Below are 12,628 nucleotides of genomic sequence, written 5' to 3'. Positions count from 1 at the left end.
TGGCGATCGCAGCGGGCGTGGCACTTCATGCAAAGGGCATAAAGCGACCCGCCAGGGACATTGAACGCTGCCGTTCCATTGAGTCCGTCTGCTATTCCAACGCCATTGCTTTTCCCTGTCTGCCCCGCCTCATCGGAGCCACCAGTGGAACGCTGAGCGATCAACACAACTATGCACCGCAAGTCTGGCCACCTTTCATCGCTCGTCCGTTGAAATTTATTTCGGGATGCCCGGCACGGGCCAATTTGGCGCTGGAGGCTCGTAGGGATTTGTCCCCAAGCGGGTCACATAGCCGCCTTGACCGAGATAGAGTTCAGTCGGAAAAGTGGAAAGAAGCTCTTGCCCTCCATTGAGGTAATGGCCCCGTCTCGTGACCGTGAGGCAATCTTTCGACTCGTGCCAGTCCAACAGCAAATCTTCCCCTGTCGAGCCAGTTGTATACGGCCGCGGCCACGGCTTCGGCGAATCGAACCGCACCCATAGGACTTTACCGTCCGACACCGCATAAATGGTCCGGAAAGCACCTGGAGCCCTGAATTCGGTGTCCTCGATCACGTAGGGGCGCAGGGAAACGTCGTCCGGAATCTCGGCACACACCTCGTTTGCAAGCCCAATCGCAGGCAGGCAGAGCGCGAGCCATCCCAGTGTTATCTTCGCCAATTTCAAGTATCCGACTCCGGTCCGCGAGGTTGAGATAAATTTTGAAGAAAAATCGTCGGCGACATGAGCTGGTCGCTCTACTGCTTCGATGAGGCGAAGCGACAGCGGATCGCGTGCGGAGAGCAGTCCGACATTGTCGACGAACTAGAGTGAGATGTCGAATGGCCGAAATTGGCGGCGGATTCAATCGGTCGATGCAACACCTGGAATCCACGTGAGCAGCGGAGGTGTTGCAATGAAACAGAGGCCGGGGATCTACTATTCCGAACGCCAGAAGGCATTGATGTGGGAGCGCTGGCGCAAAGGCGAAACGATTCATCAGATTGCAAAACTGTTTGATCGGGGCCACTCTTCGGTACAGCGGATACTCGCGGAGGCCGGCGGCATTGAGCCGCGGCGAAGACACCGCGCGCCGCAGGCCTTGACGCTTGCGGAGCGCGAGGAGATTTCTCGCTGCTTTGGGGGCGCGATGGTCGATTCGGGCTATTGCCAGCGAGGCTGGCCCGTGCTCTTTTCACGATTAGCCGCGAGCTGCAGCGCAACGGAGGTTCCCTAAGCGTACTGATCTCTCCGTCTACTCGCAGGCCTGACTGAATGCCGTAGCCAGGCGGTTCAACGAACGTCCCCGAAAAACACTAAACTTCGACACGCCGGCTGAGCGATTTAACCAAATCGTTGCATCGACCGGCTGAATCCCCCACGCGAAGCGGCCGTTCCGCTTGTAGCGTCAATGTTCTTTGCGTGCCAATGGGACGAACGAATGGCGCCGGAATAATCGATCGGACCGCCACCCGGCAACCTCGAACAAATGCGAGCCTCGCGGACAGCCGTTCGGTGCACTCAACGCGCTGAAGCCCGCTGCCTGGGCGCGACCACTTCCACGGCCAGTTACAGGCCAATAATGAGCGAGCGATGCGCAGCAACGCCCGCTGCAACGCCGGCCGCCGAGGCGAACGTCGCGTTGGACCATGCGCTCGCCGCATCGCCAGCGGCAAACACTCCCGGAACGGTGGTCTGCTTCCAGTCGTCCACGCGGATAAAGGGACCTATCGGACCTTCGTCGAACTCGCATTCGAGCTGCTTTGCGAGCGGACTTGCCATCTGGGTGCGCGGCCCCACAAACAGTGCATCGATTTCGATAGCGCGGCCGTCGGCGAGACGCAACCCTGTCATGTTGGGTACGTCGCCAAGCACTTCCACGACTGGCGCCCGTTCGATCCGCACATTGCGGGCTTTGAGCAACGCAGTCTCTTCGGGCGATGGCTCGACTATGCCTTGCGTAAACCAGGTTGTCGGTCCCCAGTCAGGAACGAGCATCGCCTGATGAATCGATAGTGAATGCGTGGCCAGGACGCCGAGCCGTTTGTCCGCGACTTCGTAACCGTGACAATACGGACAATGCAGCGCGCTGATACCCCACCGTTCATCCAGGCCGGGGAGCGCGGGCAGTTCGTCTCGAACGCCCGTCGCAAGGATCAATCGATCCGCGCTTGCGGTGCTCCCACTGCTTTGCGTGACGATGAAGCGATGATCAACACGCTCCGCCGTGCGTGCTTCGCCTGTCTCGACGTGCGCCGTCGGATACGCCGAGAGTTGCGCCGTCGCCTCATCGATGATCTCGCCGGGCGCCTTGCCATCCTGCCCGAGAAAACCATGAGCGTGTGATGCGAATCGATTGCGTGGCCTTCTACTATCGAGCACAAGCACACGCCGTCGCGCGCGCGCCAGCTGCATTGCGGCTGAAAGACCGGCGAAGCTGCCTCCGATCACGATGACATCGTAGTGCTCGTCCATACGTCCCCTCTCCAGATCATCACGTAACGTAGTGAGTTGCATGATAGCGCCATGTTAAACTCTTATGCAACTTGAAAAGTTTCTTGAGATGGGCGCCCACGATGAAGACCGATAGCCGCATGTCTCGCGTCTTGCACGCGTTGATTCACATGAAGCATGCGGATGGTCCGCTCACCTCCGAAGCGCTCGGTGAAATGCTGTGCACGAACGCCGTCGTCGTGAGGCGTTTGTTCAGCGGTCTGCGCGATATTGGATACGTCACTTCGGAGAAAGGGCACGGAGGCGGTTGGGTGCTGGCCGAACCTCTCGAAAACATCACGCTACTGGACGTCTACCGTGCGGTCGGCGAACCTTCGCTTTTCTCGCATCTTGTTTCGGAGGATCATCCGGAATGTCTTGTCGAACAAGCTGTGAATACCCATCTTTCGGCGACGCTTCTCGAAGCCGAGGCTGTCCTGCTGAAAAAATTCGAGATGGTCACCATTGCGATGCTTGCAGGAGAAGTTGAAACTTCGGCGTTGCGGTCGAAATCGTCTCGCGCAGGGAAAAAATAATCGCTGTCGCATGCGCTCTGGCGCCTTCTGGCAAGTCGACGCTGATCAAAACCGTGAAAGGTCGAATCGTGACGATCTCGGCGATCACCCGGTTCTACAATGCGGGCGCAGGCGATTGGCAGGTTCGGAATGCGAACCAGTCTGACCTGCCCCTTCTCCCCAGTCCGAGGCCACGTTACAGAACCCGTCATCAAAACAGGTAGTAGCTCACCATCTCGCTGACCTCGCGCACGTTGCCGGGACGAATCCGGTCGACGGCAGTCTTCATGTTGTCGTAGATGCCGCGGCGTGGAATGCCACCCCAGGCGATAAACGTGTGACCATGTGCTCGAATCGCATGTCGGGTAACCCAAAACTGCCTGACGGTCGCTTTGATGCGCTTCCCCAACGTCAGATAGAGCCGAAACGCTTGAAAGTAGTCTTCGTACGAGTACATGGACTACCTCCAAAGTAGTCCATGATTTTGTCCGCACCCCTAACCCAAACCAAGAGGTCCCCTTCGATACCGATGGTCCATTGAAAAATGGACTACGGACGTTACAGCGGCGGGGAAAGAGCCCGGACCGGTTTTGCGTTTTCCTCAAGCTCGCGTTTGGATGAATTCACGACATGTCGCCGTCGGATTATGACCAAGGGGTGTTCGAATGGCGATTCGCTAGTTCGCCAGGAAACGTGCCCGTCCGCAAATCAAGCCACTGCCGCGCTGGCAGTCTCAGCAGCTGGCGGGAACTGCGCGGCGTCAGCGCGTTTTGCGGACGTTACGGCATTCCTCGCTGCTCGCGTCTTTCGGGCAACAGGCGCTTTGGCCGCGACGCCCTTCTTCGAAGGCGCTTTGCCGACAGGCGCTATTACCTTCTTGGTGACCAACCTTTTGGCGGAGGTCTTTTTCGTCGCCGTCCTACTGGCAGACACGGCCTTGGGTTTTGCCTTTCCCTTCGTCGCGGGCGCTGCGGCCTTTTCAATCAGAAATTTCGTCCGGTCCCTGGCGCCAGCAATCCACGCCGGCGCGCGACCGCGTCCACTCCAGGTGGCCCCGGTCTTCGGGTCTTGATACATCGCAGGCTGCGGGCCGCGAACATAGTTTCCGGCTTTTGCTGCCTTCTTTGCCGGGACCGTGGCCTCGGTGGACTCGCCTGAAATCAGGAATTTATTGCGGTCTTTCGCTGCAGCAATCCATGCCGGCGCTCGCCCGCGACCGGTCCATGTCGCGCCAGTCTTCGGGTCGCGGTACTTCGCCGCGCCAGCGGCATGCTTCGAAGTCGTTACCGGCGTCCCCGGCTTGCGACCACGTCGCTTGCCGACATGTGCTTCGATGTCGGCAGTCGTTATCCCGTGCTTCGTCATCAGTTCACGGATTTTGTCGAGAACAACTGTTGACTGCTTTGCAACCAGCTCCTGTGCCTGTGTCTGCAATCGGGCGATTCGTGCCTGGATGCTTTCGAGCGTGGCCATTAGACCTCCTTATTCATGTTGAATTGTGGGACTATGCCATATTGCGTGGCATCACCACCAGAACGACCCGTAGCATCCTTATTGGTTTCGTCAAAATTCCCGTTCATCTTCCCGGGAATCGAGCCGGCGAGCTAGTGTTGCCCATAGGCGTGCCTGTCAAGGGCGCAGCCAATCGGGAAGTGGTAAAGAAAGCTTTATGCAGCCAGCCGGTGTTCGTAATACGGTCTATCCCTGTCGTCGAGAATGGCGTACTGGGTAGCAAGGTCGGATGCGTCGGGATTTAACCAGGCGTCGATGTTCTCTGGCTTGATTGGAATGATGCAGCGGTCGTGACCCGCGGCCGCAATCTCGGGCGGCGGTTCATCGGTAATGGCCGCGAACGAAAGCAGGTCGGGTTGTCCCTCAGCAGACCATCGGGACCAGAGGCAGGCCACCAGCATGTCATGTGCCGGATTGGGCTCGAACTGAAGGACGACGTTCTCGTCCTTCTCTCCTGCGGCGAGCGCGCGTCCTTCCATTTTCGCGCGGCTCACATTCTCATAGAACGAACTGACGACGAGTATGGCGTGCGAGTATCCGAACAGGGGCTTCCAGAAGCCTTCAAGATTGTCGCGTCTCGCGTTGTAGGTTCCCGGATATTTGACATCGTAGCTGGCAGGTTTACCTGCGATGCGGCACTGGTACCGCATGGGCTTCACCACGCGCTGGCCATTTTCGACAATCAGAACGGGAGCATAGTGGCCCGGAAAGATGCGCGAGTCACGCGCTTTGGGTGTCGTCCGCCGGATATCGTCGAGCTTGCCAAGCGTCCATTCAATCCGGTCTGTCGCAATGCGCCTGCTTTCAGTAGCGGCCTTCGTTGGCCTGGTCTCAAGCGTGCGTTCGGCTGTGGCCAGTCGCGACCGTTGTTTAAACAGTTCCTGTTCGAGCTTTACGACCTGCTGGGCGTTGTATCTGTCGATGAGTGCCCTGATTTCCCGCTCGCCTTCCGACAGGGGCTCGGCAAACGCGTCATCCATGGCTTTGGGTATCTTGGCACCGCTTCCTTCTGCCCGCTCCCAGTAGAGCTGCGCGAATTCGCGGATGCTCATGTGTGCGCCGAACATCCTGACGTACTTGCGGTAGCTCGCCTGAATCTGGGCCGAGTAGCACATATGCGCCTCCAGGTCTGGCCGGAAAGTCCCTGATGACAAGTGTGAAGCACGAAGCTCCGCGCGGCAATTCAGTGAAAGTCCCTGCTGATGGATGGCAGCTCGCCAAGCAGGTGGGACATATCAATGAGGCGGTGCGCCACAAGGTGTTTCACTTCCCCCTCGCACTGCCACACACCCAGTACGCCGAGCAGGGATGAACCCAGTACCTCCCTGCGTTGCCGCTCCAGTACCTTCGGCCAGATGATGACGTTGACGTTTCCTGTCTCGTCTTCAATCGTCAGGAAAATGACGCCCTTCGCTGTATCGGGACGCTGCCTCACCGTCACAATGCCGCAGGCCCGCGCAAGCCGGCCGTTACGGTAGGTGTGCAGCGTCGAAGCCGGCATCAGGCGGCTGGCCTTCAGACGTGCCCGCAGCAAAGCCAGCGGGTGCCGTCCAAGTGTGAGCCCCATGGACCGGTAATCGCCGACAATGTCCTCCGCCTCGGACGGCTGCTGGAGGGCAGGCGTTTCGTCTTCAGGCGAAGCCGTTGCCAGCATGTCCCTGTCGGGCACTGCCGCCGCAGCTTGCCACAATGCCTCGCGACGATGGCCGGCGAGCGACGGAAGTGCGTTGGCCGCAGCGAGCACCTGAAGGTCATGACGGTCAAGCTGGGCGCGCCGTGCCATGTCGCGCACCGATTCAAAACGGCGTACGGCCCGGGCGTTGGCAATACGCTCTGCGGCGCCATCGCGCATGCCACGCAGCAGTGAAAGCCCCAGCCGGACAGCGGGGCGTGCGGCATCACCATTCCTCTCGAGCGCCGAATCCCAGCTGCTGATGGTCACGTCGACGGGCAGCACTACGACTCCGTGGCGTTTCGCATCCTGCACGAGCTGCGATGGTGAATAGAATCCCATCGGCTGCGAGTTCAGCATGGCCGCAAGGAAAGCTTCGGGCTCATGGCATTTGAGCCAGGCGCTGGCGTAGACGAGCAGTGCAAAGCTGGCCGCATGGCTCTCCGGGAATCCGTACTCGCCGAACCCTTTTATCTGCTGGAAGATGCCGTCGGCAAATGCCTGGTCGTATCCCCGCGACGTCATCCCGTTGACGATGCGGTCATAGTATTTCTCCAGACCTCCCTTGCGCTTCCAGGCCGCCATCGCACGTCGTAGCTGGTCTGCCTCACCGGCGCTGAAGCCCGCTGCGAGCATCGCGATTTGCATCACCTGCTCCTGGAAAATAGGCACGCCCAGCGTCCGGGACAGTGCGACCTTCAGTGCCTCGCTGGGATAGGTGACAGGCTCGAATCCCTGACGACGCTGCAGATAAGGATGGACGGCGCCGCCCTGAATCGGACCCGGCCGCACAATGGCGACCTCGATGACTAGGTCGTAGAACGTCCGGGGCCTGAGTCGCGGCAGCATGCTCATCTGCGCCCGCGATTCAATCTGGAACACACCCACCGTATCGGCCCGGGAAATCATTTCGTAGGTGAGCGGGTCTTCTGCAGGAATGTCCTGCATCTCAAATCTTTCTCCGCGCTGCTCCGAGACAAGGTCAAGCGTGCGCCGGATGGCCGATAGCATGCCGAGGGCGAGCACGTCGATTTTGAGCAGCCCGAGGGACTCGAGGTCGTCCTTGTCCCACTGGATGGCACTGCGCCCGGGCATCGCGGCATTCTCGATGGGCACGAGCCGCGACAGCTTCCCGCGGCTGATGACAAAGCCGCCCGAATGCTGCGACAGATGGCGCGGAAAACCCAGCAGCTGCGAAGCAAGCGACGCCCACGCCTGGATGAGCGGTGCCCCGGCGTCGAGACCGCATTCGGTGAAGCGCCTGAGCAGGTCCTGGCGGCCATCGAACCATTGATGGGATTTCGCCACCATGTCGACAATCTGCGGGTCGACGCCGAGCGCCTTGCCTGTCTCACGCAGTGCACCACGTGGGCGGTACGTCGAAACGGCTGCCGCTATCGCGGCACGGTCGCGACCGTACTTTCCATAAATGTACTGGATGACCTCCTCACGCCGCTGGTGTTCGAAGTCGACGTCGATGTCAGGCGGTTCGCCACGCTCCTTCGAAATGAATCGCTCGAAGAGCATGTTGCCGCGCGCGGGGTCGACCTCTGTCACACCAAGACAGAAGCACACGGCGCTGTTGGCCGCAGAGCCGCGGCCCTGACACAGGATGTGCTGGCTGCGTGCGAAGCGCACGATGTCGTAGACCGTAAGAAAGTACGGTTCGTATTGCAGCTCTGCAATGAGCTCGAGCTCATGTTCAATCTGGGCCTGGACCTCTGCAGGAATACCGGCCGGAAAGCGGCGATGCGCGCCGAGATAGGTCTCCTGCCGCAGGTACGCTGCAGGCGTGAAGCCGCCCGGTACCAGCTCGTCCGGGTACTCGTAGCGAAGCTCATCCAGCGAGAACCGGCAGTGCGCGAGGATGTTGGTCGTTTCGCTGAGCGCGTAACCGGGATACAGGTTCGCGAGCCGCAGCCGCGACCTCAGATGCGCCTCGGCGTTGGGCGCAAGGTCGTAGCCGCATTCGTGCACGGGGCGGCCGACGCGGATGGCGGTCATCGTGTCGTGCAGGGGCTTGCGAGAACGCACGTGCATCACGACGTTGCCCAGGGCGACCACGGGAATTCCACGCCGGTCCGCGACATACTCGACCGCGCCGCGGTGAATGTCGTCCATTGCACGCTGGTGCAGGACGAGGCCAGTCCACGCCCGTCCAGGGAACGTCGCATCGAGCCACTCGAGCTGTGCTTCCAGTTGCTCCTCCTTCGCGGGGAAGTCCGGAACGAGAATGGCGAGACAGTCCGGCATGCCGCGCAGATGGGCATGCTCGCGGTCGGGCCGCGACAGGTCCTGTGGCGTGAGGCGGTATTCGCCTTTCGGCGCGCGCATCCTGGCAAGCGTCACAAGCTCGGACAGGTTGCCGTACCCCGCGCGGTTCTGGGCAAGCAGTATCAGGCCGAACGCGGACGTGCCGTCGGCGTTGCGCAGCTGGAAATACGCGCCGACAACGAGAGGCAGGCCGGCGTTCTTCGCCGCAACATGGGCACGCACGACGCCCGCCAGTGAGCATTCATCGGTGACGGCGAGACCGGAATAGCCCAGCTGGGCAGCACGTTCGGCGAGTTCTTCAGCATGTGACGAGCCACGCAGGAACGTGAAGTTCGAAAAGCAGAACAGTTCGGCATACGCCGGCAGTGCGCCGAAGGTCGTGTCCATCGCCCATCATCCGAAAAGGCCATGGAGAAACCAGCGCGGTTCTTCGTCTGCCTGACGGCTGCTCACGCGTTCCCGGTAAACCCAGTAGCAGCTCTGGTCGTCGCCCTGGGCGACAAAGTAGTCGCGGGTAACAAGCTGGCCATCGAACCAGCCGGCCTCAATGCGCTCTCCGGGTGACACGAGCTTTAACGGTGAACCATAGAAGGGCTTGTGCTGGCGCATGAGCAGACGCACCGGCGTCTCGAGCATCCACGTTGGACGTGGCAGACCCTGCGGCAGCTGCGCCTTCGGCCTGGTCTGGCTGACGGAAACCCAGCGGTTCGCAATCTCCGGCCGGTGGTCGGCTGTCGGCGCTGGACACAGGACCTTGTCATCACCGAGTCGGGCCACGAGCAGCTCCACCAGCCGTGCATGGTCTTCAGGTGAGCCACCAGGCTCAGGAAACAGGCTGTCTGTGGGCGGTGCGGCCGGCTCAATCTTCGATGCATCCAGTTTCAGCGCGATAACGGGCGCCGCGAGTTCGACCCGGTGAAGCCGCTCCCGGTGCAGGCGGACAAGATGGTCCTCACGCCAGGCCGGTTCGCCCAGCGCGATCTCGATTTGCGTCGGAGGAATGGCTTCGCGGCCACGTTCGTGTTCGAGCGAAAGGGTGAACGCGGTGATGGCAAGCTGCTTTGCACACAGCCAGCCGCATAGCTGGACAATCAGCCGGTGCGCGGCAAACATCGCCATTTCCGCATCGTCTATGCGGTCCGGCAGCTCGATATGTGCCGTGAACGATGGAGGTAATTCGAGCCAGTCGAAGAGCTCTGGCGCCGTACCGAACGCGCGGTCGAGCGAGTCGAGCAGATGCTCGCCACATCGCTTCTGCAGGCCCGCGCGCGGCAGGCGACGGACGTCTCCGATGGTTTCGCAGCCGAGGCCGGCAAACCAGTCAACGAAGGGACGCAGCTCAGGCACCGTCACCATTGGAAGCAGCGTGAGCGCGCGCTCCAGCGTGCCGAGCCGAATCACACGCCGGCTGCGGCACCGTGCGAGCAGCCATGCGCCTTGCCCGGTAGGCGCCATGCACGCGCACGCTGTCAGTCCGAGCGTGCCCAGTGTCGCCTTGACCTGCCGGCACAGCGACAGCACGCCACCAAACAGTCGCAGGCTTGCTCCCACCTCGACCACGACGGTCGCTTCGTCCAGCACGGCGACGTCTGGCGAGAACGTCATCAACGCCGTGGCGACATCGTGCTGGGCCGCATTCTCGCGGGCAGTATCTCGCCGGTACGTCAGCGTCCCTGGGGAGAGCGTGAGCACGCCACCGCGTCGCATCCCGTCACGCACGCCGGCGGCACGTGCTACCCGGTCCGCGGCGATGACACGGTCTTTCTCCAGCACCGCAAAGCCATGTTCAGGTTCAGGCGCCCACGTCGGCCGGAACACCTCGAGGGAAAGCAATGGCAGGTGAACGGCGAGGAAGACGCGCATGACGTGAAAACAGGACTGGAGTGGGTTGAAGGGGAACCGACAGGGGCTCAGCGCGTGGGGGCCCTCGTCGTTTCAGGATGTCGACCATGAGCCCGTCGGCTGATGGCCGGATTGCCAGTCGCAGGACTGCTGGCGATGAATCCTGTGCGGTCAGCGCGGGCCGCACCATGACAAACAGGGTCTCTGAAGACTGCGCCGCGAGGTGGAGCCGGCGCAACGAGCCCGACGGAACGCGCTGAGCCCAGAAGATGAGCGCGCCAGCGCTACCACTGCGCAGTATCTGCTCCGTCGACCAGAGTGCATCTGCTGTCTTCTGGGCCCGGACGTAAACGAAGCGTTCCAGCCCCAGCCCGATATAGGCGAGCCCCAGGCCGTTCGGCAGATGGGGTGGCTGGACCAGCGAGATGGGCCGGTTGCCCAGCGCACTGAGCGCGGGCCGCAGGAGCCGCATCTCGCCGATGCCCGACTGTTGAACCAGCAGGTCTATCAGGCCACCGAGTGGCCAGCCGCCGCCCGGAAGCTCGGCGGAGAGCGCCGCGTAACCCGTATCCACCACGCGCCCGCGGCCGCGAGCGAGCTGGGACGCCTGCCACAGGGACGGATGGATTTCTTCGGGGCGGACGCGGGCGACAGACATGGGGACGGCAACAAACCTGTATATTTATACAGTATGCTAGCGCAAAACCGGCGAAGGTGAACTGGTACTTTTTTGGAGGTGGGGTCGCACGTGACGCACAACCAGGATTGCGGATCACTCCATGCCCCAGACGGGTTCGACTACCGCCAAGGGCGTCGATTTGCACTGAAACCTGACCCACGGGGGCGGATAAAAGCGACGAACTCGACCAGGCTGAGGGCGAGCGGCGACGCACTCCACACATTTCACACGCAATCGTATGAGGAACACGCAGACCAGCTGCCAAGCTAGAGAGGTGGCGAAGTCTAGCCAGTCGTGACAGGCTTCGGACCCTGCGGCCAACAGGAAATTGAGGTGGGAAAACGCGCCATGATCCTCGTCGGCGACACGACATCGCACGGCGGACGCGTGCTCCAGGGCACTGACAGCGCCACGGTGAATGGACGGGCAATCGCCGGCGTCGGCCACATGGTGGCGTGCCCGCAGTGCAAGGGCACATTCCCGATTCTTCCCGACACACTGGGCAGGCTTCACCCTCACAGGCTCCACGGTCGGGACACCGCCGTGGAGGGCATGCGCACCGCGTGTGGCGCCGTGCTTGTCGCTTCGCAGTCGACCGCCACCATCGACGACATCGGAGAAGGCAAGGGCAGTCACGGGGTTGCAACGGGGCCGGCAACGACTGCGCTTGCGCCGAGCCCCACGCTGTGCCTCGAATGCCTGAAAGCGGCTACCGAAAGCGCAGCGACCACAGTGATGCGTGGTTAGGTGGTTCCAGTGCCCCCGATCGACGACTATCTCGCTCAACGCCAGCTGCAGGCGACCTTACCCCTGCGGCTCTACGCGTTGTTCGACGCGCTCATGTACGCGGGTACCGACGGCGCCGGCACGCTTGCCCTGACACACATGGAAATACTTGCCCAGTTTCGCAACCCCACCGACTTCGCCCCGCCCGGGGACTTCGCTGCCCATCTCGTCCGACTGTGGCCTGTCGTTGATGCACTGGCGCGGAAGGACGAACGGCTGGGGGAGTGGTATCTCAAGGCGGACACCGAGGAAGAAGCGCGCCTGTACCGGATGTACGAAGGTCCGGGCATTCCGTCGACAGCCGTTCTTGCCGTATTGGCACAGCGGTACGAAACGAAGATGGGCCGACCGAAAGTGTTCGGCTTCTGGAACGGTCATGTTGGCGAGGCAGACCGTGCGACGCTGAAACTTGCCATCGATTCGAAGACGCTTCCTGAGGAAATCGAGGTGGCATTGCCACGTCCACGTGAAGCTGCCGCAGGCCTTCGAAGCTACGCCGACGTGGCGGAGATCGTCGGCGAAATCGTATCGACCTACTCGCCGGTCTATGTGTCTGTCTCGTCACGGGAGTATTTTTCGCACCAGGTGTTTGATGACAAGCCCGGCGCCGGGTGGATGCTCTATCTGCCGAAGGTCCTCACCGTGCAGGACGTTCCCGAAGCGCGCGCGCTGATTCCAGTACCCGAGGCCGGGAGCAGACAGGCCGGCACGATCATCGTAAGCGTCACGGATTCCGTGTTCTCCGTGGACAATCCTGAACACGTTGAGATCGCAAACCGCATTGAAATCCGCCTGGTCGATCAGGACCTGCTGCCGCGCTATTCGGATATCTGAATGAGCGACAACATCGTCTGGGTCGCAGATATCGACGCCACG

The 12,628-nt window shown here is 61.3% G+C and carries 10 protein-coding genes and 3 pseudogenes; 5 read left to right on the top strand and 8 right to left on the bottom strand.

The genetic code is table 11. The annotated features are described in order from the left end of the window. Nucleotides 1–216: 216 nt before the first annotated feature. The gene (locus PXJ20_RS26380) at nt 217–666 is read right to left on the bottom strand and encodes a hypothetical protein (RefSeq protein ID WP_421032702.1); all 450 of its coding nucleotides are present in this window, start codon (nt 664–666) and stop codon (nt 217–219) included. Between the two features lie 229 nt (nt 667–895). Here PXJ20_RS26380 and PXJ20_RS26375 point away from each other — a divergent pair. Both PXJ20_RS26375 and PXJ20_RS26370 read left to right on the top strand, forming a co-directional pair. Continuing rightward, a pseudogene (locus tag PXJ20_RS26375) lies at nt 896–1,209 on the top strand (helix-turn-helix domain-containing protein); the annotation flags it as partial. After that, a pseudogene (locus PXJ20_RS26370) lies at nt 1,209–1,352 on the top strand (IS30 family transposase); the annotation flags it as partial. The pseudogenes PXJ20_RS26375 and PXJ20_RS26370, both read left to right, overlap by 1 nt. 196 nt (nt 1,353–1,548) lie before the next feature. Here the strand turns inward: PXJ20_RS26370 and PXJ20_RS26365 are convergent. After that, the gene (locus tag PXJ20_RS26365) at nt 1,549–2,454 is read right to left on the bottom strand and encodes an NAD(P)/FAD-dependent oxidoreductase (RefSeq protein ID WP_421032701.1); all 906 of its coding nucleotides are present in this window, start codon (nt 2,452–2,454) and stop codon (nt 1,549–1,551) included. 101 nt (nt 2,455–2,555) lie between these two features. On the opposite strand from PXJ20_RS26365, the gene PXJ20_RS26360 reads away from it, so the two are divergent. Further along, nucleotides 2,556–3,008 carry an Rrf2 family transcriptional regulator gene (locus tag PXJ20_RS26360; RefSeq protein ID WP_042303655.1) on the top strand — a complete coding sequence of 151 codons (453 nt, stop codon included), beginning with the start codon at nt 2,556–2,558 and terminating at the stop codon, nt 3,006–3,008. 150 nt (nt 3,009–3,158) lie between these two features. Here PXJ20_RS26360 and PXJ20_RS26355 read toward each other — a convergent pair. From PXJ20_RS26355 to imuA, 6 genes and pseudogenes are all read right to left on the bottom strand, one after another. Next, nucleotides 3,159–3,336: pseudogene (locus PXJ20_RS26355) on the bottom strand (IS21 family transposase); the annotation flags it as partial. Between the two features lie 359 nt (nt 3,337–3,695). Beyond that, entirely contained in the window at nt 3,696–4,460 is a 765-nt protein-coding gene (locus tag PXJ20_RS26350; protein WP_421032700.1) for an H-NS family nucleoid-associated regulatory protein, read from the bottom strand. Nucleotides 4,461–4,654: 194 nt separating this feature from the next. Continuing rightward, on the bottom strand, nt 4,655–5,614 hold the full coding sequence (locus tag PXJ20_RS26345; protein WP_421032699.1) for an SOS response-associated peptidase family protein: 960 nt from the start codon (nt 5,612–5,614) through the stop codon (nt 4,655–4,657). A 68-nt stretch (nt 5,615–5,682) separates the two neighbouring features. Further along, nucleotides 5,683–8,832: an error-prone DNA polymerase gene (locus PXJ20_RS26340; protein ID WP_421032698.1), complete on the bottom strand. Its 3,150-nt coding sequence runs from the start codon at nt 8,830–8,832 to the stop codon at nt 5,683–5,685. A gap of 6 nt (nt 8,833–8,838) precedes the next feature. After that, nucleotides 8,839–10,308, bottom strand: a complete 1,470-nt coding sequence (locus tag PXJ20_RS26335) for a Y-family DNA polymerase (RefSeq protein WP_421032697.1) — start codon at nt 10,306–10,308, stop codon at nt 8,839–8,841. Continuing rightward, a complete protein-coding gene (gene imuA, locus PXJ20_RS26330) occupies nt 10,238–10,945 on the bottom strand; it encodes a translesion DNA synthesis-associated protein ImuA (protein ID WP_421032696.1) in 708 nt (235 codons plus the stop codon). Before imuA ends, PXJ20_RS26335 begins: the two co-directional genes overlap by 71 nt. Nucleotides 10,946–11,299: 354 nt before the next feature. Between imuA and PXJ20_RS26325 the strand changes: the two genes are divergently transcribed. Next, nucleotides 11,300–11,713, top strand: a complete 414-nt coding sequence (locus PXJ20_RS26325) for a PAAR domain-containing protein (RefSeq protein WP_421032695.1) — start codon at nt 11,300–11,302, stop codon at nt 11,711–11,713. A gap of 138 nt (nt 11,714–11,851) precedes the next feature. Next, nucleotides 11,852–12,586 (top strand): immunity 52 family protein, encoded by a 735-nt coding sequence (locus tag PXJ20_RS26320; protein WP_421032959.1) that lies wholly within the window; start codon nt 11,852–11,854, stop codon nt 12,584–12,586. The last annotated feature ends 42 nt before the right edge of the window (nt 12,587–12,628 follow it).

It is taken from the genome of Paraburkholderia sp. A1RI_3L (assembly GCF_048957895.1).
Lineage (GTDB): Bacteria > Pseudomonadota > Gammaproteobacteria > Burkholderiales > Burkholderiaceae > Paraburkholderia > Paraburkholderia kururiensis.
The sequence above is the reverse complement of the archived record's forward strand: the minus strand, read 5'-3'. Positions and strand labels throughout refer to the sequence as shown.

Coding starts and splice junctions, on each gene's coding strand:
- PXJ20_RS26350 (WP_421032700.1), bottom strand. CDS start 4,460: ATGGCCACGCTCGAAAGCATCCAGGCACGAATCGCCCGATTGCAGACA.
- PXJ20_RS26335 (WP_421032697.1), bottom strand. CDS start 10,308: ATGCGCGTCTTCCTCGCCGTTCACCTGCCATTGCTTTCCCTCGAGGTG.
- PXJ20_RS26365 (WP_421032701.1), bottom strand. CDS start 2,454: ATGGACGAGCACTACGATGTCATCGTGATCGGAGGCAGCTTCGCCGGT.
- PXJ20_RS26320 (WP_421032959.1), top strand. CDS start 11,852: ATGGAAATACTTGCCCAGTTTCGCAACCCCACCGACTTCGCCCCGCCC.
- PXJ20_RS26360 (WP_042303655.1), top strand. CDS start 2,556: ATGAAGACCGATAGCCGCATGTCTCGCGTCTTGCACGCGTTGATTCAC.
- imuA (WP_421032696.1), bottom strand. CDS start 10,945: ATGTCTGTCGCCCGCGTCCGCCCCGAAGAAATCCATCCGTCCCTGTGG.
- PXJ20_RS26340 (WP_421032698.1), bottom strand. CDS start 8,832: ATGGACACGACCTTCGGCGCACTGCCGGCGTATGCCGAACTGTTCTGC.
- PXJ20_RS26345 (WP_421032699.1), bottom strand. CDS start 5,614: ATGTGCTACTCGGCCCAGATTCAGGCGAGCTACCGCAAGTACGTCAGG.